This window comes from Mycobacterium sp. (genome assembly GCF_008709575.1).
Taxonomy (GTDB): Bacteria; Actinomycetota; Actinomycetes; order Mycobacteriales; family Mycobacteriaceae; genus Mycobacterium.
This window is the reverse complement of sequence record NZ_VYIK01000069.1, coordinates 1-19065: the sequence shown is the minus strand read 5'-3', so window position 1 is coordinate 19065 and position 19065 is coordinate 1. Positions and strand designations below refer to the sequence as shown.

Genomic DNA, 19065 nt, shown 5'->3' with positions numbered 1-19065 from the left:
CCCGGTGGCGACGGCGGCGCCGGCGGGGCCGGGGGCCCGGCGAGCGACGGCGGCAACGGGGGCGCCGGCGGTGCGGGTGGAAACGGCGGCAGCCCCGGCCCTGAAAAGACACTTCACTCCGGTGTGTACTTCGGCAGCGGTGGTAACGGGGGCGTCGGCGGCCAGGGCGGCCACGGCGGCCAGGGCGCCAACGGCGTACCGGGCGACCACCCGGGCTTCGCCGGCGGGAACGGCGGCCAGGGCGGCCACGGCGGCCAGGGCGGTGAGGCCAACCAGTCGGGCTACGCCCTGTACGGGTCCAACGGGGATGGCGGGCCAGGTGGCAACGGCGGCGCCGGCGGCGACGGCGGTACCGGCGGCAGCGGCATCGACAGCGGTGGCGGTGCCGGCGGCGACGGCGGCAACGGCGGAGCCGCCGGCCCGGGCGGCGCACCCGGCAACGGCTACTACGACCGGCCTGGCCTCGACGGACCGGATGTCGTCGGGACGGGCGGGAACGGCGGCATCGGCGGCGCCGCAGGCTCTGGTGGCAACGGCGGTGACGGCGCTAACGGCTTTGCCGGCGGCACCGGAGGAAACGGGGGCCACGGCGGTGTCGGCGGGAACGGCGGCAACGGCACCGACGGCTACATCCAAGGCATGGACGGCGGAAACGGCGGCAACGGCGGCGCGGGTGGCACCGCCGGAGACGGAGGAGCAGGCGGAATCGGCGCCGACAGCGGCACCAGTGGCCACGGCGGTCGGGGGGGCAACGGCGGCAACGCAGGTGATGGCGGCAGCGCCGCATACGTCGGTTCTGACGCGCACGGCGGTGACGGCGGCGACGGCGGCGACGGCGGCGACGGCGGTGATGCGGGCGTCGGCGCCGTCGGCGGCAATGGTGGCATCGGCGGCAATGGTGGCAACGGCGGCACCGGCGGCAGCGGCGGCCCGGTCGGCTCGCCGGGCGTCAACGGCGCCGGCGGCATCGGCGCATCCGGCGGCAGCGACGGCACCCCGACCGTGGAAAACCAAACCGTGACGCTGACGACCGATGGTCCTTTCCCGATAGCCGACGTCTCGGTCAATGGCGGACCAACGGTACCTGTGCTGGTTGACACCGGATCCACCGGTTTGGTTATCGAACCCCAATACGTCGGCGCGCAGACCCCGCTGGGCTCCGAGGTCTTCTCGGGTGGGTTCATATACGGCAACTCGCCGGTGCTTTTTTACGACACCTATGACACGACAGTGAACTTCGGCCACGGACTCACCACTGCGCCGACCGCGGTCGACGTCCTCACCACGAATTCGGCGACCGATTTCAGTGCCTATTGGGATGGGATTTTCAACACCTATGCGCCTGGCGTCACCATTGACGGCGTTTTGGGCATTGGGCCCAATGATGGCTATCCGGGCACCAGCACCGTGATCACAGCATTGCCGGGCACTCTCAATCAGGGCGCGCTCATCGACGAATCCGCCGGTGCCCTGGAGTTGGGCCCCAACTCGCTGCCGGGGGATATTTCGGTCGCCGGCTCGCCGATCGCCTCCCTGGACGTGCAGGTCAATGGCGGGCCGCTCACACGCGTGCCCTCCGTCTTCATCGATTCCGGTGGTATCTACGGATTTATCCCGTCTGCGGTGCTTGACACCGGTCAGACCACTGGAACGGTGCCGGCCGGGACGACCATTTCGTTCTACGCCGACAACGGTCAAACCCTGCTGTATTCCTACACAACGACCGCGACGGACGGGCCAACGGTTACGACGGACTTCACCAGTACCGGCAATACGCCCTTCGACCTCGGACCGGTCTACATCGGGCAAAGCCCCAGCGGTTTCGGGACGACAACCTTTGATTACTGACTGCCGGACTAACGCACGCGTCTTCGGCTTAGACGGCTCAGAACAGCGTCGACTGCTCGGACTGCCTTTCGACCGGCTCGATCAGCTCAGGCCCGTTGTTGCGCACATTGTTGACCAGTGTCGATATCTCCCGCATCCGGATGCCGCGCACGTCGGGCGGGCCGGTCAACAGTCCGGGATCCGGCGGGGCGTCGGGGTCTAGCCAGCGGTCCCAAGCACGTTCGGCCACCAGCAGTGGCATCCGGTCGTGGATCTCGGCGAGTTCGCCGACTGCATCGGTGGTGATGATCGTGCAACTGCGCAGCGGCTGCACGTCCCCGGCGGCGCCCTGCGGCTTCCACACCGACCACAGCCCGGCCGTGAACAGGGGCTCGCCGTCCTCGCGGTAGAGGTAAAACGGCGTCTTTCGGGTCTTCCCGGATTCGGGGGTCGCGCGCCATTCGTAGTAGCCGTCCATCGGGACCAGACAACGCCGGGACTTTGCGCTCGAGCGGAATGCCGGCGAAGTGGTCACCCGGTCGGCGCGGGCGTTGATCAGCTGCGGGCCTCTTGCCTCCGGCGCGCCGTCGGGTCCTGCCTTGACCCAGGGCGGCACCATCCCCCAGCGCATCAGCCGCACCCGCCGGGTGGGCTCGTCCTCCGGTTCGTCATGGCGGCGAACCACGGTCACGATGGTGGCGGTGGGCGCGACGTTGTAGTTCGGCCCCCAGGCGGCCTCCCCGGAAACCTGCACCGCCTCGTTGATCGCCTGGATCTTCTCGGCCAGCACGGCCGGGTCGATCGTCATCACGAATCGCCCACACACGCCGTCCATCGTTCCAGGACACGCCATGATGGACGAGTGAGCACCTGGCCGGCACCCACCGCGCCGTCACCGATCACGGCGACGGTGACTGTCCCCGGCTCGAAGTCCCAGACCAACCGGGCATTGGTGCTTTCGGCGCTGGCAGCCGCACACGGCGGCGTCTCAACCATCAACGGCGCGCTGCGCAGCCGGGATACCGAGCTGATGATCGCCGCGCTGGGCGCGCTGGGGTTACACGTCACTGGTCCGGGATCGCAGCTGAACGTGAGCGGGCACATCAACCCTGCTCCGGAGACCCGGGTGGACTGCGGCCTGGCCGGCACCGTGCTGCGGTTCGTGCCGCCGCTGGCCGCGCTGGGTACCGCGAGGGTCACCTTCGACGGCGACGAACAGGCCCGGGCCCGGCCGATCGCGCCGTTGCTGGCCGCATTGCGCGGCCTGGGCGTCGATGTCGACGGCGACGGCCTGCCGTTTTCCGTGCACGGCAGCGGATCGGTCGACGGCGGCACCGTGGCCATCGACGCCTCCGGGTCGTCGCAGTTCGTCTCCGGGCTGTTATTGTCCGGGGCGGCGTTTCGCGCGGGCCTGACCGTGCAGCACACCGGGGCGGTCCTGCCGTCGGCACCGCACATCGCGATGACGGTGGCGATGCTGCGCCAGGCCGGGGTGGACGTCGACGACTCCGAGCCCAACCGCTGGGTGGTGCGGCCCGGTCCGGTCGCGGCCCGCCGCTGGGCCATCGAACCAGACCTGTCCAACGCCGTCCCGTTTCTGGCGGCCGCCGCGGTCAGCGGCGGCACTGTGCGCATCACCGACTGGCCGGCGGCCGGCGTTCAACCCGCCGGCGCCGTAATCGGCGTCCTGCGGCGACTCGATGCCGTTGTGGATAAGAAGGATTCCTATCTCGAGGTGCACGGCCCGGGCAGCTACCGGGGTTTCGACGTCGACTTGCGCGACATCGGGGAGCTCACCCCGGCGGTCGCGGCGTTAGCAGCGCTGGCCGTGCCGGGCTCGGTGTCGCGGCTGACCGGCATCGCCCATTTGCGCGGCCACGAAACCGACCGGCTCGCCGCCTTGAGCACCGAGATCAACCGGCTGGGCGGCGACTGCCGGGAAACACCGGACGGACTGGTGATCACTGCGACACCGCTGCGACCCGGAACCTGGCACGCGTATGCCGATCACCGGATGGCGATGGCCGGCGCGATCGTGGGCCTGCGAGTGGCCGGGATCGAGGTGGACGACATCGCCACGACTGCCAAGACCCTGCCGGAATTTCCGCGGCTGTGGGCGGACATGGTCGCGGGGTCCGACGGTTGAGGCCCGGTGACTACGACGAGTCCGATGCCCACGTCCGCTCGGGCCGGGGCTCGCGGCCCCGGACGAAGACCCGCCCCGGGCACGCCGACGCCCAGGCCGCCATGGTGGTCAGCGTCGATCGCGGCCGTTGGGGTTGCGTGCTGGGCGGCGACCCGGGTCGCCGGGTAACCGCCATGCGGGCGCGGGAACTCGGCCGCACCCCGATCGTGGTCGGTGACGACGTCGATCTGGTCGGCGACCTCTCCGGCCGGCCGGGCACCCTGGCCCGCATCGTTCGGCGCGGGCCGCGCCGAACGGTGTTGCGGCGCACCGCCGATGACACCGACCCGACTGAGCGAGTGGTCGTTGCCAACGCCGATCAGCTGCTGATCGTGGTCGCCCTGGCCGACCCGCCTCCCCGCACCGGCCTGGTCGACCGGGCCTTGATCGCGGCCTACGCCGGTGGGCTGACACCGATCCTGTGCCTGACGAAAACTGATCTGGCGCCGGCCGAGCCGTTCGCCGGGCAGTTCGTCGACCTCGACCTCACCGTGGTTACCGCCGGCCGCGACGATCCGCTCGACGTCGTCGCCCCACTGCTCACCGGGAAAGTGACGGTGCTGCTGGGACATTCCGGGGTCGGCAAGTCTACCTTGGTCAATCGTCTGGTGCCGGCGGCGGAGCGGGCCGTCGGCGAAGTCACCGAAATCGGCAGGGGCCGGCACACTTCCACACGATCGGCGGCAGTGCCGCTGCCGACCGGTGGTTGGGTGATCGATACCCCGGGAATTCGCTCGTTCGGTTTGGCCCATATCGAGCCCGACGACGTGGTGCTGGCATTTTCCGATTTGGCCGCAGCCATCGAGCATTGCCCGCGCGGCTGCGGGCACATGGGGCCGCCCGCCGACCCGGACTGCGCGCTGGACACACTGACCGGTCCCGCGGCTCGGCGAGTGACCGCCGCGAGGCGGCTACTGGCCGTCCTGCGGCAGGGATAGTCCAGCGGCAAGCCCGGTACCGGCGGTCCGTGCCGCCGCGCGCCGGCCGCGTCGCCACGCGCGCACCGTCTCGATGGCGGTCTTGAGGCCTGCGCGGCGCCCGGTCTCCGGATCGGGGCCACCGAAGCCGGGCTCCAGCGCGGCAAACATCCGCTCACTGCGCGTCTCGGGTGCGTCATCAGGGGTGTCGCACAGATATTTGTTCGGCAGCGACAGCTTGGCGATCGTGCGCCAGGTCTTGGCGTACTGCACCAGAAACGAGCCGGTGGTGTAGGGCAAGTCGTATTTGTCGCAGAGTTCACGCACCCGCACCGAGATCTCGGCGAGCCGGTTGCTGGGCAGATCGGGGTACAAGTGGTGTTCGATCTGGTGAGACAAGTTACCGCTCATGAACCGAAGCACCGGTCCGGCGTCGAAGTTGGCGCTGCCGAGCAACTGGCGCAGATACCAGTGACCCTTCGACTCGCCGATCATGTCGGTCTTGCTGAATTTCTCCGCGCCGTCGGGAAAGTGACCACAAAAGATCACGGCGTTGGCCCAGACGTTGCGAATGACGTTGGCGGTCGCGTTGGCGGTCAGGGTGGACCGGTAGGTGGCTGCCGGGGACAGTCCGGTCAGCGCGGGAAACGCCACGTAATCCTTGCACAGCTGGCGGCCGGCCTTGGCCACGAACTCGTCGATGCGGCGCCTGGATTCCTCCTGATCGGCGCGGTGTTTGACGATCTTGCCGATCTCCACATGCTGCAGCCCGACTCCCCACTCGAACATGACCGCCAGCAGCGCATTGAACAGCACGTTGAACAGGTTGTGGCGCTTCCAGCGCTGATCGCGGGTCACGCGCAGCATGCCGTAGCCCACGTCGTCGTCCATGCCCAGGATGTTGACGTATTTGTGGTGCACGAAGTTGTGGGTGTAGCGCCAGTGCTTGGACGCCCCGAGGTTGTCCCATTCCCACGTCGTGGAGTGGATCTCGGGGTCGTTCATCCAGTCCCACTGGCCGTGCATGACGTTGTGGCCGATCTCCATGTTCTCGATGATCTTGGCCACCCCCAACGTGATCGCACCGGCCCACCAGGCCGACCGCCGCGAACTGGCTGCCAACAACACCCGGCCGGCGACCTCCAGCGCACGTTGGGCGGCGATCGTGCGGCGGATGTACCGGGCGTCCTTCTCGCCCCGCGAGTCTTCGATGTCTCGGCGGATGGCGTCCAGCTCGGCAGCCAGGTTTTCGATATCGGCCTCCGTCAGATGGGCGAATGCCGCGACGTCCGTGATAGCCATCGTCGTGCCTTCCTGCAGTCTTGCGGACACTGACCTACGCTATCGTAACCTACGAAACCGTAGGTTACTATTGGGTAGCCATCAGATATCCAAGACGCAATCGCCGGATGCCGCCGAAATACACGTCTGGACCGAGCTGTTGGGTTCGCGCTCGACCCCCGATCGCAGGTCACGGACGTGGCCGTCCACCAAGGCGACCACGCAAGACTGGCAAATTCCCATCCGGCAGCCGAACGGCATCCGCACCCCGGCCCGCTCACCGGCCTCCATCAACGTCGTCGCTGCGTCGGCGACGACGGTCTTGCCGCTCTTGGCGAAGGTGACCGTGCCCCCCGCGCCCGCCGGCGCCGCACGCGAAACCGCGAACCGCTCGAGATGCAGCCGATCGGCGACCCCGGCGGCCGACCACGCGCGTTCGGCCGCCCGCAACAGGGCTTCGGGTCCGCACGCCCAGGTCTGCCGCGCGCCCCAGTCCGGGACTTCGGTGTCGAGCTGCCCCACATCGAGCCGGCCCTGGCTGCGGGTGGCGCGCAGCCGCAGTTGGTATCCGCGGTGGTCGCGGGCCAGCTGCTCGAGCTCCGGGCCGAACATCACGTCTGCGGCGGTGGGTGCCGAATGCAGATGGATCACGTCGGTGATCTGGTCGCGGCGCACCAGGGTACGCAGCATCGATATCACCGGGGTAATGCCCGACCCGGCAGTAATGAACAACATCGCCGGCGGCGCCGGATTGGGCAACACGAAGTTGCCCTGTGGTGCGGCCAGGCGCACGATCGTCCCGGGCGCTACCCCGGCGACCAGGTGGGTGGAGACGAAACCCTCGGGCATCGCCTTCACGGTGATGGTCACGGTGCGCCCACCGGCGACCGGGGTCGATGTCAGCGAATACGATCGCCATCGCCAGCGGCCGTCGACCAGGACCCCGATCCCGATGTACTGACCGGGCTGGTAATCGAAACTAAAGCCCCAGCCGGGTTTGATGACCAGCGTCGCGGAGTCGTCGGTCTCTGGCCGGACCTGAAGGATGCGACCCCGCAATTCCCGCGCCGACCACAGCGGGTTAGCCAGCTGCAGGTAGTCGTCGGGCAGCAGTGGTGTGGTGATCCGTGCCGCCAGCTTGCGCAACGCGTGCCAACCCGGGTGCCGGTCCGCGCCCGCAATATTCGCGAAGTACTTGTTCATCGAGGAGACTCCTGCTCGGTCGCGGCCTACGGTAGCGTAACCTACGGGTCCGTATCCACGTCTCAGAGCAGGTCCACCAGAAACGGTAGCTCTTGAGTCGCATACCAGGCCAGATCGTGGTCCTGGGCATCCCCGACGGTCAGTTCGGCGTCCTCATCACCCAGGTCGGCCGCATCGACGGCGTCGATCGCCGCCACGACGGCCGGTTCGGCGGCAGCGGTGTCGACGAACGCGGCGACGACGGCTCCGATCCCCACCGGGGCGGCCAGTCGCACGACGGCGTCGTCGAGATCAGGACGCAAACTCACGGTCGTCGGGTCGGCTACGTCGGCGACCACCACCGCGCGCCGCGGCGGCAGCTTGGCGGTCGAGTCAGTGGCCAGCAACCGAAGCGAGGCGAGCGCGGCGTCCCGCAGCGCGATCTCGCCGAGTTCGTCGTCGTCGCCCGCGGCGTAGCCCTCGCGCAGGGCTGGTGTCACCGCGAAGGCGGTCCCGTTCACCGGCCACAGCACTCCGTCGGCGACAAGTTGCGCGATCATGGCCAAAGTCGCCGGGATGTACACCCGCATCATGTGTTCCGGTCAGCCGCCTGCAGCGATCAACGTCGCGACATGATCATCGACATACGTTGCCAGCTCCCGGGGCGGCCGCCGGTAATTGTCGCTGACGACTGGGCGCGCCGGCAGCGTGATTTTCGGCATCGCCACCTCGTGGTAGTCGATCGTGGACAACAGGTGCGCCATCATGTTCAGCCGGGCATGCTTCTTGATGTCGGATTCCACGATGTACCACGGGCTGGTTGGGACGTCTGTGTGCACCATCATCTGGTCCTTGGCCCGGGAATAGTATTCCCACCGATACACCGCCTGCAGATCCATAGTCGACAGCTTCCATTGCCGCAATGGATCATTCAAGCGAGCCTTGAACCGGCGTAGTTGCTCTTCTTCGGATACCGAAAACCAATACTTACGCAACAAGATACCGTCGTCGATCAACAGTTGCTCGAAGATCGGAGTCTGCCGCAGGAACAGCGCGTGCTCCTGGGGCGTGCAAAAGCCCATCACCTGCTCGACACCGGCACGGTTGTACCATGAGCGGTCGAACAGCACCATCTCGCCCTTGGCGGGAAGATGCGCGACGTAGCGCTGGTAGTACCACTGGCCCCGGTCACGTTCACTGGGCGCCGGCAGTGCCGCGATACGGACAACACGCGGATTGAGATATTGGGTGATCCGTTTGATCGTGCCACCCTTGCCTGCCCCGTCCCGGCCTTCGAAGATCACCACAACCCGCGCCCCGGAATGCCGCACCCACTCCTGCAGCCTGACGAATTCTGTTTGTAGCCGCAGCAATTCAGCCTCGTAGACGGCATCAGAAATCCGAGGCCTCGGCCTGTCCCGACCAGTCTTCTTCGCTTTTCCGGACGCGGCGTTGGCCCTTTTCTTACTCACAGCTCGAATGGTAATTCTTTTCGCGCCATCTTAGCGTGCTGCTTCCAGCAACTCCTCAAGGGATTCGCTCAGCAACCCGGGAAGCATCTCGACATCGCTCATCGCCTCCCGGTCGGCGTTGATACCGAAATACAGCGCGCCGTTGTACGACGTCACGCCGATCGCCAGCACCTGCCTGCCCAGCAGCGGCGGGACCGCGTAGCTCTCCAGCAATTTCGCCCCGGCAAGGTATATCTGGGACTGGGCACCAGGCGCATTGGTGATCAAAACGTTGAAAAGCCGCGGAGACAAGCCGGTCGCGGCCCGGATCCCCATCGCGTGCAACGTTGGCGGCGCGAAACCCGGCAGGGTCAGGATGGTCCGGGCATCGACCAGAGTAGCCGCGGTCGGAGTCGATTCGGTGGCGTGCGCGATCTGGGACAGCCGCACGACGGGATTGCCCTCTCCGACCGGCAGTTCGACCAGGAACGGTGCTGCCTGCGGGATCGCCTCGCGTCGACCCGCTGCGTCGAACGTCTGCTCGGCGTAGACCGGCAGCGGCGCCAGTGCTCGCACCGTCGCGGTCGAGTCCACCGCCTCGCCGCGGGACAGCAGCCAGTTGCGCAGCGCACCGGCGATCACTGCCAGCACGACGTCGTGGACGTCGCACTCATAGCGCTTCCGCACGGCTCGGTAGTCGTCGAGTCGTCCCCGCGCGACCGTGTATCGGCGCTGGCGTGACGCACCGGCGTTGAGCGGGCTGCTGGGGGCGCTGCCGAGCGCCAGCGTGCGGGCGACGCCGAACAGCCACCGCCCGGCGTCGGCGAATTGCCCGGAGTTGGTCGCCAGGGCGGTGACACCGGAAGCGACCGCGCGTAGTTGCGCGCGCGGGCGGGTAACCCAGTCAGTGATCGCGCCTACCAGCAGCCGGGTGGGACCCGGGTCGCGGCCAGGCACCCAGATATCGTCCTCGACCGGCGCTGGACGCCGCGACCGGTCGGTGATGACGTGGGCGATCTCCGGCGCGCTCAGGCCGTGGGTCAGCGCCTGATGCGACTTGGTGTAAAGGGCGATGCGGTTTTTCGCCAATCCTTCGACCAGGTACATCTCCCATAACGGCCGAGTCCTGTCCAGCGGTCGGACGGCCAGTCGGGCAACCAACTCGTGCAGCTGATCGTCGCTGCCCGGCGACGGCAGCGCCGAGCGCCGGACGTGGTAGGTGATGTCGAAGTCGCGGTCGTCGATCCACACCGGCCTGGCAAGGTTCAACGTGACTTCTTTGACCTTTTGCCGGTAGCGCGGGACCTGGGGCAGCCGTTGCTCGACAGTGCGCAGCAGCGTCTCGTAGCTCAGCCCCGCCCGCGGTCGACGCAGGATCGACAACGAGCCGATATACATCGGGGTGGCGGTGTTCTCCAACTGGTAGAAGGACGCGTCGGATGTGGACAGCCGCCTCACATCGCCTCTCTCTTTTGGTTCCTTGGCAATTCCGCCTACGTCGTCGACCTGTCGCTCACGGTAACCGGTGCGCTGTTGTCGCGCAGCCCGCACACCCGAACGGCGCAGATGTGCGATGATCGATCGTCTGCCGCTCTCCCGCAGGCCTGCCCGTTGACCAAGCGCGGCCGATCGCCGCGCGAGAAGCCCTGGAGAGTGCTGTGCGCAGCGTGAGACCGGTCGTCGACTACGAACCCCCGCTCCGCGACGTGCGGCAGTGTCGGTCACAGTGGACCGCAGCGCCGCGACGCTCCACTCCCCACCCACCCACACCGCGTCCGAGCCGACGAACGGGGATGTCTGCGCCGATGCGACAGGCCGCCATGTTCGCCGACGCGGCGCTGCGCCGCGTGCTGGAAGTGCTTGACCGCCGCCGTCCGGCGGCACAGCTGCAAGGCCTGCTGGCTACCGGCCTGGTCGATTCGGTGCTCGCGGCCAACCGGGTCGTATCCTGCCGGCTCGCGGCTGACGGCGGCGCGGCGGCGGTGTTGCGTCGGGTGCGCGTGCGGGAGGTCAGCCGGCCCGATCGACTCGCCGCCGAGGTGTTCGGGACATACAGTCGCGGGGGCCGCGTTCACGCTATCGCCTGCCGCATCGAACAGGCCACGGAGGGCCGGTGGCAGGTGGTCGCCCTGCACATCGGCTGACCGGCCCCCAACCGCGGCTATCCGAACCGGGCAGCCGCGACCGGCGGCGGGCCACCGACGAACCGGGTCGCCAGCGGACCCATGGTCGCCATCACGAACACGTACCCGGTCGCCAACGCGGCCACGCCGTGGATCGATGTGCCGAGCAGACCGATGATCACCAGCGAGAACTCGCCCCGCGCGACCAGGGCGGTGCCGGCGCGCAACTGCCCGCGCCGCGCGACCCCGTCCCGCCGGGCCGCGAAGATCCCGGTGGCCATCTTTGTCAGTGCGGTGACCGCAGCCAGTGCCAGCGCCACCGGAAGCATGGGCAGCAGATGCTCGGGGTCAACCGCCAGTCCCACGCCCAGGAAGAAGACGGCGGCGAACAGGTCACGCAGCGGTCCCAGCACTTTGCGGGCACGGTCAGCGGTGTCGCCGGTCAAGGTGAGTCCGACCAGAAACGCGCCGACCGCCGCCGAGGCATGCGCGAATTCGGCCATCGCCGCCACGATCAGGGTGATACCGAGCACCCGCAGCAGCAGCTGCTCGGAATCCGGGTGGGTGACCAGCCGGCCGACGTGGTGACCCCACCGAAACGACGCGGCGAACGCCGCCAGCAAGGCAGCCACCGCGGCCACCGTGCTGACCATCGCATGCAGCCAGCTGCCGCCGGAAGCCAGTACTGCGACGAGTGGCAGGTAGGCCGCCATCGCGAAATCCTCGAGCACCAAGACCGACAACACCGACGGGGTTTCGCGGTTGCCGACTCGGTGCAGATCCTCCAGAAGCCGGGCGATCACCCCCGACGACGACACGTAGGTGACGCCGGCCAGCGCCAGGACACCAACACCGTCGACGCCCAGCAACCAGCCGGCCAGCCCGCCGGGCAGTGCGTTGAGGACGACGTCGACCATCGCCGACGGCACGTGACGACGCAAGCTGCTGGCAAACTCGACGGCCGAAAATTCCAGACCCAGCGTGAGCAACAGCAGCACGATCCCGATCGGCGCGCCGGTGCTGATGAATTGACCGGCCGCGGCCACCGAAGCGATGCCGCCGTTGCCCAACGACAAGCCGGCCAGCAGATACACCGGTATCGGCGACAAGGCGAACCGGCGCGCGGCCCCGCCCAGCACTGCAAGCACCGTCAGGAGCGCGCCGAGCTGCAGCATCGGCGCGACAGCAACCTGCACGGCCTAGCCTTTGGCGACGATCTGCTCGACCCCGGCGATGCCTTCCTCGGTGCCGATCACCAACAAAACATCCCGGGCCTGCAGAATTTCGGCCGGGCTGGGCGAGGCGAGTACCTCGTCGTTGCGCACGATCGCCACGATCGACGCACCGGTGCGGCTGCGCGCCTGGGTGTCGCCGAGTGGGCGACCCACGAACGGGCTGTCCGCCGGGACGCGCACCCGCCCGACGTCCAGCTCGGGCACGTCTCGGGTGAGTTCGGTGAACCGCTCGGCGATCCGCGGCGCACCCAGAATCTGAGCGACCGCCTCGGCCTCGTCGTCGGTGAGTCGAAACACCGGCCGGGCCTGGTCGGGGTCGTCGTGGGCATATAGGACGACCTCGAAGTCACCGCTGCGTCGCGCTACGATGCCGATCCGCTCGCCGTCATGGCTGGTGAATTCGTAGCGTCGACCGATGCTGGGCAGACGCACTTCTTTGACGTCCATGCGGTCATCCTTGCACCGATGAATACCGGTGGTGCACCAGATCCCCGGTTACCGGGTCGGCGTTTCGCCGCTGTCACCCAGCGGCGTGGAGCGGCCGTCGGCGTGTCGCCGCCCGGAAGTCACACTCGACGCCTGGGATGCATACTCACGGCCCCAGAAGGTCTTGTCCGCCGGCGGCTTCACCGCCGGAGAATCCTACCCGCTCGACGGGCTCAACTTCGAACAATCCGCCGCTATCGAGATCATCAGGCACACCCCATCATCGCGTGCACCGGCCGATAAACCGCCCAGCCCGCCCGCCGTGTTACTGACCCACGCCCCTAGCGGCGTCTGGGTGGTTTCCCGTGTCTGCCGTTGCGGGTCTGCCGACGCGCGGCTTCCCGCCGCTCACGTCGACTGCCCCCGGCCGCTGCCGGCTCTGCACCAGCGCCGTTGCGCTGCAACTGCTCCGAGCCGTCCTCCGCCGGACCCGAATAGGTCAACGCGGGCGAGTCGCTCTCGAGCCCCTTGGCGCGCAACGACGTCGGCGCGGCGCGCCGAACCGCGGATGCTCCGGCGTTGCGGTGTTGCGAAGCGGTGGCCGCTGCGGCGGCGAACTCTGCCAGGCCCTCCGGCTCGGCGATCGGACCTACGGCGGGCGCCGGCACCGCCTCGACGGCAACGTTGAACAAGAAGCCCACCGACTCTTCTTTGAGGCCTTCGAGCATTCCCATGAACATGTCGTAGCCTTCCCGCTGGTACTCGATCAGCGGATCCCGCTGGGCCATTGCGCGCAGGCCGATGCCCTCCTTGAGGTAGTCCATCTCGTAGAGATGCTCGCGCCACTTGCGGTCGATGACGCCCAGCAGCACGTTTCGTTCCAGTTGACGCATGGCGCCTTCGCCGGCCAGCTGCTCGATCTCGGCCTCGCGCGCCGCATAGGCGCGTTCGGCGTCCTCGATCAACGCGTCGAGCAGTTCCTCACGGGTGAGCTCACCGGGCTCGCCGACCGCGTCGGAATCGAACAAGTCCTTGTGGTCGATCCCGACCGGATACAGGGTCCCCAGCGCCTCCCACAGCTTGCCCAGGTCCCAGTCTTCGGCATAGCCCTCGGCGGTCGCGCCGTTGACGTAGGCGGTGATCACGTCACGGATCATGTCGAGGGCTTGCTGCTTGAGGTTTTCGCCCTCCAGGATGCGGCGCCGCTCGGCGTAGATCACCTTGCGCTGCTGGTTCATCACCTCGTCGTATTTGAGGACGTTCTTGCGGACCTCGAAGTTTTGCTGTTCAACCTGGGTCTGGGCGCTCTTGATGGCACGGGTCACCATTTTGGCCTCGATCGGCACGTCATCGGGCAGATTCAGCCGGTTCAGCAGCATTTCCAGCGCCGCGCCGTTGAAACGACGCATGAGTTCGTCACCCAACGACAGGTAGAAACGCGACTCACCCGGGTCGCCCTGACGACCGGAACGGCCCCGTAGCTGGTTGTCGATGCGCCGGGATTCGTGCCGTTCGGTGCCCAGCACGTAGAGCCCGCCGGCGGCGATCACTTCTGCGGCCTCGGCGCTTGCCTCAGCTTTGACTTTGGGCAGCTCCTCATGCCAGGCCGCCTCGTACTCCTCAGGCGTCTCCACCGGATCCAGCCCCCGCTGACGTAGCCGCTTGTCGGTGAGGAAGTCGACGTTGCCGCCCAGCACGATGTCGGTACCTCGGCCGGCCATGTTGGTAGCCACGGTGATCGCGCCGCGCCGCCCGGCCTCGGCGACGATGCTCGCCTCCTGTTCGTGATACTTGGCGTTGAGCACGTTGTGCGGAATGCCGCGTTTGGTGAACTGGCGCGACAAATACTCCGAGCGCTCCACGCTGGTGGTGCCGATCAGCACCGGCTGGCCCTTCTGGTAGCGCTCGGCGACGTCGTCGACGACCGCGATGTACTTGGCTTCTTCGGTTTTGTAGATGAGGTCCGACTGGTCGGTGCGGATCATCGGTTTGTTCGTCGGGATGGGCACTACCCCGAGCTTGTAGATCTCGTGCAGCTCGGCGGCCTCGGTCTGGGCGGTGCCGGTCATCCCGGCCAGCTTGTCGTAGAGCCGGAAGTAGTTCTGTAGGGTGATGGTGGCCAGGGTCTGGTTCTCGGCCTTGATCTCCACGTGCTCTTTAGCCTCGATGGCTTGGTGCATGCCCTCGTTGTAGCGGCGGCCGATCAGCACCCGGCCGGTGAACTCGTCGACGATGAGCACTTCCCCGTCTCGGACGATGTAGTCCTTGTCGCGATGGAAGAGCTCTTTGGCCTTCAACGCGTTGGTGAGGTAACTGACCAGCGGCGAGTTGGCGGCTTCGTAGAGGTTGTCGATGCCGAGCTGATCTTCGACGAACTCCACCCCGCGCTCGTGCACACCGACAGTACGCTTGCGCAAGTCGACCTCGTAGTGCACGTCCTTTTCCATCAACGGGGCCAGCCGCGCGAACTCCGTGTACCAGTTGGACGATCCGTCAGCCGGACCGGAAATGATCAGCGGCGTGCGGGCCTCGTCGATCAGGATCGAGTCCACCTCGTCGACGATCGCATAGTTGTGGCCGCGTTGGACGCACTCGTCGAGGGAGTGGGCCATGTTGTCGCGCAGGTAGTCGAAGCCGAACTCGTTGTTGGTGCCGTAGGTGATGTCGGCGGCGTAGGCGACGCGCCGCTGGTCGGGCGTCATCTGGGCGAGGATCACCCCGACGTCGAGACCGAGGAAGCGATGCACGCGGCCCATCCACTCGCTGTCGCGTTTGGCCAGATAGTCGTTGACGGTGACGATGTGCACGCCCTTGCCGCCGATCCCGTTCAGATAGGCCGGCAACACCGAGGTCAGGGTCTTGCCTTCGCCGGTCTTCATCTCGGCCACGTTGCCGAAGTGCAGCGCCGCCGCGCCCATCACCTGCACGTCGAACGGACGTTGGTCGAGCACCCGCCAGGCCGCTTCCCGGGCGACCGCGAACGCTTCCGGTAGCAGGTCGTCGAGGCTTTCGGGGTTGTGCGGGTCGGTATGCCGCTTTTTGAACTCGTCGGTCTTGGCCCGCAGCTCGGCGTCGGTGAGCTTCGCGACGTCGTCGGACAACGTATTGACGTAATCGGCCACCCGCTTGAGGCGCTTGACCGCGCGACCTTCACCAAGGCGCAGCAACTTTGACAGCACGGCTTGTTATCCCCTAGGGATCGGAGTCTGTGGTGTCCTCCATCCTAGGTGACCAGCCGGCAATAACCCGGTTGCCTCAGGCCAGTCGGATCAGGCCAGTCGGATCAGGCCAGTCGGATCAGGCCAGTCGGATCAGGCCAGTCGGATCAGGCCATAGTCGTAGGCGCGCCGCCGGTAGACCACCGAAGGTCGTTCGGTGTCTTTGTCGAGGAACAGGAAGAAGTCGTGGCCCACCAGCTCCATCTGGTAGAGCGCATCGTCGACGGACATCGGCGTCGCCGGGTGCTCCTTGGTGCGCACGATCCGGCCCGGCTCGTGGTAGCCGTTGACGCTGCCGTGGTCGGACGGCGGGCTCTGCGCGTCGTCCGGCGCTTCTTGCGGGGGAATTGCCGCAGCGGTGGCAACAGCGAGTGAAACCGGGGTCTTGTCGCCATAGTGGACTTTGCGACGATCCTTGCCGCGGCGCAGCCGGCTTTCCAGGCGGTCGGCCGCCGCCTCGAACGCAGCGTAGAAGCTGTTGGCCCGGGCCTCCCCACGAACCACCGGCCCGCGCCCGCGAGCGGTGATTTCGACGCGCTGACATGACTTGCGCTCACGCCGGTTGCGCGCGTGTTTGAGTTCGACGTCGAACAGGTAGATGGTCCGGTCGAATCGCTCCAGGCGGGCGAGTTTCTGCGAAACGTAAACGCGGAAGTGGTCGGGAATCTCGACGTTGCGGCCCTTGACGACGACCTCGGCACGCGGGGTCGGTTCGGTGTGCTCGCCGGCGTCGGCCGGCGGCTGGTCCAGAAGCTGACCGGAATCCACGGTTTGCCTTGACATACTTGCCAACTCGTTTCTCTCGCTTCGCACGCGCGAGGCGTGCCCGACTTTCGGATACGTGTGACCGGCGGGGCTTCCCTTCGCGGGCTGACCGGCCGCCGGAGCAAGGTGTCGAGGAACTCACCTCCTAACCCTTGTCGGTGCTGCGGCGGCACTGCGCCGCGGTGAGGCTGTATCGGCTAGCTACCGGTTACTTGAATCCGACCGTAGCCGTGGGTAAGTAGATGTGCCAGTACTTTCGCGTTGCGAGTTCTTCACGATCGGTTCACGCCGCGGCTATCGCCAGTACAGCGACCACTCGCGCGCCGGCAGCGTGCAAGACGCGCACCGATTCGCGGGCGGTCGCGCCGGTGGTGACGATGTCGTCGACGAGCAGAACCTCGCCGCCTTGCGGCGGACGTCGCCGCGTCGGTACGACGCGGCCGACGATGTTGCGCTCCCGCTCGGCGCTGCCCAGGCCCGCGGAGTCGCGGACCAGCGCCGTCAGCCGCAGCGCCGGGGTAACGGCGATGTCGGGATGGCGCGCCACGGCAACGGCCGCCATCCGGGTGACCGGGTCGCCGCCGCGGCGGCGTGCGGCGGTGCGGCGGGTCGGCGCCGGGACCACCGTCAGCGGGACATCGAGCAGTCTCCAGGTCAACAACCGGTGGATGCCGACGGCCAGCGTACGCGCCAGCGGGTTTATCAGGTCGGTGCGGCCGCGGTCTTTCATGGCCACGATCGCCTGACGACGCGACCCGGCGTAGCGCCCCAGGGTGAACACCGGCACGCCCGGGTCGATCCGCGGTGTCACCACCCGCGGCGCCTCCGGGCCTACCGCGAGCTCGGCGGCACAGGCGGCGCACCAGCGCGTCGACGGCGCACCGCAGCCGCCGCATTCCAGTGGGAGAACGAGATCGAGCACGTGTGCAGTGTGATACCGAGCGGTGACAGCCGCCGACGGCGGCGATATCCGTTCAGGACCACATGTCCAGATTGACCGCCATCGCACTGGTGTAATTGGCGTGCGCTGTGGTACCCGCGGCCCGCAATTGCGCCAGCCCCGCGCGCATCATGGCCTCACCGCCGACCCAATGCCGATGCGCCCGGCGATGAGCATCCGCAGCCTCCCCCGACCAGGTCACGTGTACATGAGCGATCAATGATTCGATTTCGCTCACCATGCTCTCGGCGTAGCGCGCATACTCGCCCATGCGTGCCGCCGCATCGGCCAACGCCTCCGGGTCCACCCGAAACGTCTCAGACATCGCCAAGCCGCTGGACCGTCGCCGCCGATGCCGACTCGTTGCTCGCAAAATCCAGCCCGGCCAGACCAGCCGCCCTGGCCATCAGGGTCAGACCCTGTTGCACCTCGACGGCCCCGCGATGCCACCGCTGCCAGGCCGAGCGGTAAGCGCTGCCGGCGCCCCCGTGCCAGCCGGCTACCATCTCTGCGACCTGATCATCGAGCTGGCTCAATCGACTGCGCAAATCCTCGGCGGCGCCCTCTAATGCCGCTGCGAACTTCTGCATCGCCGCGGGATCAACCCGCACCAGCCTGTCCGGCTCCACAGCAGCGAACCCTAGCCAGCGCCTCCGCGGACCACAATTCACCCCGGCGGGTTGATTCGGCGCAGTCGCATACCGACCCAAACCAGATGCGGCCAGCCCCGACCGCATCGACGCAGCGACCGGCCCGCCACACGACTGGCTGGGATCACAAGGCTCCGGCCAGATCCAACCAGACGGTATTGAGCTGCGGGAGCAGGTCGGCGCCCAGTGCGGCCGGAAGATCGGATGCCGCGGGGAAGAGCGTCGTGGCGTCTGTGATGGCAGCACCGGGTTCGGCTGCGGCCAGCGCTCGTTGGATCTGGTCGGGCAGGTCTTTCACCAGGGCCGACACCAGACCGTCCAACGACGCAATCTTGACGTTGACCACATTCGAGTCGAGCAGACCGAGATCGTTGAGCAGGCCGTCGAGGCTGAGACTGCCCAAACCCAGGTCGCTCAGCAACGCCGGTAAGGTCGTGGCACCCACGCCCAGGTCGGAGAGCAGCGCATTCACACTGGTGTCGCCCAGACTTGGCAATTCGTTCAGTAGCCCGCTGAGCGTCGTGCTGCCCAACCCCACATCGCCCAGCAGGCTATCCAGCGTCGTCGAGCCCACACTCGGCAAATCAGCCAGCAGGCCACTCAACGACACATCACCGAGACCCACGTCGCTTAGCAGGCTACCCAGCGTCGTGTCCCCCACACTCGGCAAATCAGCCAGCAGGCCGCTCAACGACACATCGCCAAGCAGGTCGCTCACCAGGCCCCCCAGGGTCATGTTGCCCAGACTCGGCAGGTCACCCAGGAGCGCGCTCAGCGTCGTGGTGCTCAACCCCACGTCGCCCAGCAGGGCACCCAGCGTCGTCGAGCCCACACTGGGCAAATCACCCAGCAACCCACTCAGCGT

At 67.4% G+C, this 19065-nt stretch carries 17 protein-coding genes and 1 pseudogene; 4 read left to right on the top strand and 14 right to left on the bottom strand.

Annotated elements, in window-relative coordinates:
• Window positions 1-1848 (top strand): PecA family PE domain-processing aspartic protease (locus F6Q13_RS14620; protein WP_293057843.1); only part of this gene is annotated, 1848 nt, incomplete at its 5' end.
• Between the two features lie 37 nt (window positions 1849-1885).
• Here F6Q13_RS14620 and F6Q13_RS14615 read toward each other — a convergent pair.
• Window positions 1886-2653, bottom strand: a complete 768-nt coding sequence (locus tag F6Q13_RS14615) for an SOS response-associated peptidase (protein ID WP_293057847.1) — start codon at window positions 2651-2653, stop codon at window positions 1886-1888.
• Window positions 2654-2689: 36 nt separating this feature from the next.
• Between F6Q13_RS14615 and aroA the strand changes: the two genes are divergently transcribed.
• Together aroA and rsgA are read left to right on the top strand one after the other, a co-directional pair.
• Window positions 2690-3973 carry a 3-phosphoshikimate 1-carboxyvinyltransferase gene (aroA, locus tag F6Q13_RS14610; RefSeq protein WP_293057840.1) on the top strand — a complete coding sequence of 428 codons (1284 nt, stop codon included), beginning with the start codon at window positions 2690-2692 and terminating at the stop codon, window positions 3971-3973.
• Entirely contained in the window at window positions 3970-4950 is a 981-nt protein-coding gene (gene rsgA / locus F6Q13_RS14605) for a ribosome small subunit-dependent GTPase A (protein ID WP_293057837.1), read from the top strand. The genes aroA and rsgA overlap by 4 nt, the downstream gene beginning before the upstream one ends.
• Here the strand turns inward: rsgA and F6Q13_RS14600 are convergent.
• The 5 genes from F6Q13_RS14600 to F6Q13_RS14580 form a co-directional block, all read right to left on the bottom strand.
• Entirely contained in the window at window positions 4924-6231 is a 1308-nt protein-coding gene (locus F6Q13_RS14600; protein WP_293057834.1) for a fatty acid desaturase, read from the bottom strand. The two genes, rsgA and F6Q13_RS14600, sit on opposite strands and share 27 nt — an antisense overlap.
• An 81-nt stretch (window positions 6232-6312) precedes the next feature.
• Window positions 6313-7413 (bottom strand): ferredoxin reductase, encoded by a 1101-nt coding sequence (locus F6Q13_RS14595; RefSeq protein WP_293057832.1) that lies wholly within the window; start codon window positions 7411-7413, stop codon window positions 6313-6315.
• A 62-nt stretch (window positions 7414-7475) separates the two neighbouring features.
• The gene (locus F6Q13_RS14590; protein ID WP_293057829.1) at window positions 7476-7985 is read right to left on the bottom strand and encodes a hypothetical protein; all 510 of its coding nucleotides are present in this window, start codon (window positions 7983-7985) and stop codon (window positions 7476-7478) included.
• A 9-nt stretch (window positions 7986-7994) separates the two neighbouring features.
• The gene (ppk2, locus tag F6Q13_RS14585) at window positions 7995-8792 is read right to left on the bottom strand and encodes a polyphosphate kinase 2 (protein WP_293057845.1); all 798 of its coding nucleotides are present in this window, start codon (window positions 8790-8792) and stop codon (window positions 7995-7997) included.
• A gap of 102 nt (window positions 8793-8894) precedes the next feature.
• A complete protein-coding gene (locus F6Q13_RS14580) occupies window positions 8895-10301 on the bottom strand; it encodes a wax ester/triacylglycerol synthase family O-acyltransferase (protein WP_293057827.1) in 1407 nt (468 codons plus the stop codon).
• Window positions 10302-10471: 170 nt separating this feature from the next.
• Between F6Q13_RS14580 and F6Q13_RS14575 the strand changes: the two genes are divergently transcribed.
• Complete coding sequence (locus F6Q13_RS14575) at window positions 10472-10987, top strand: Rv3235 family protein (protein WP_367141295.1); 516 nt, start codon at window positions 10472-10474, stop codon at window positions 10985-10987.
• A 17-nt stretch (window positions 10988-11004) separates the two neighbouring features.
• On the opposite strand, the gene F6Q13_RS14570 is transcribed toward F6Q13_RS14575, so the two are convergent.
• From F6Q13_RS14570 to F6Q13_RS14535, 8 genes and pseudogenes are all read right to left on the bottom strand, one after another.
• Window positions 11005-12162: a cation:proton antiporter gene (locus F6Q13_RS14570; RefSeq protein ID WP_293057821.1), complete on the bottom strand. Its 1158-nt coding sequence runs from the start codon at window positions 12160-12162 to the stop codon at window positions 11005-11007.
• Between the two features lie 3 nt (window positions 12163-12165).
• Window positions 12166-12648, bottom strand: a complete 483-nt coding sequence (locus tag F6Q13_RS14565) for a cation:proton antiporter regulatory subunit (protein ID WP_293057818.1) — start codon at window positions 12646-12648, stop codon at window positions 12166-12168.
• Between the two features lie 320 nt (window positions 12649-12968).
• A complete protein-coding gene (secA, locus tag F6Q13_RS14560) occupies window positions 12969-15806 on the bottom strand; it encodes a preprotein translocase subunit SecA (protein WP_293057815.1) in 2838 nt (945 codons plus the stop codon).
• Window positions 15807-15938: 132 nt separating this feature from the next.
• A complete protein-coding gene (raiA, locus tag F6Q13_RS14555; protein ID WP_293057812.1) occupies window positions 15939-16628 on the bottom strand; it encodes a ribosome-associated translation inhibitor RaiA in 690 nt (229 codons plus the stop codon).
• 265 nt (window positions 16629-16893) lie between these two features.
• Window positions 16894-17532: a ComF family protein gene (locus tag F6Q13_RS14550; protein ID WP_293057809.1), complete on the bottom strand. Its 639-nt coding sequence runs from the start codon at window positions 17530-17532 to the stop codon at window positions 16894-16896.
• Between the two features lie 52 nt (window positions 17533-17584).
• The gene (locus tag F6Q13_RS14545; RefSeq protein ID WP_293057806.1) at window positions 17585-17875 is read right to left on the bottom strand and encodes a WXG100 family type VII secretion target; all 291 of its coding nucleotides are present in this window, start codon (window positions 17873-17875) and stop codon (window positions 17585-17587) included.
• Window positions 17868-18179, bottom strand: coding sequence for a WXG100 family type VII secretion target (locus F6Q13_RS14540; RefSeq protein ID WP_293057801.1), 312 nt, complete (start codon window positions 18177-18179; stop codon window positions 17868-17870). The genes F6Q13_RS14545 and F6Q13_RS14540 overlap by 8 nt, the downstream gene beginning before the upstream one ends.
• A 145-nt stretch (window positions 18180-18324) precedes the next feature.
• Window positions 18325-19065, bottom strand: a pseudogene (locus tag F6Q13_RS14535) (hypothetical protein); the annotation flags it as partial.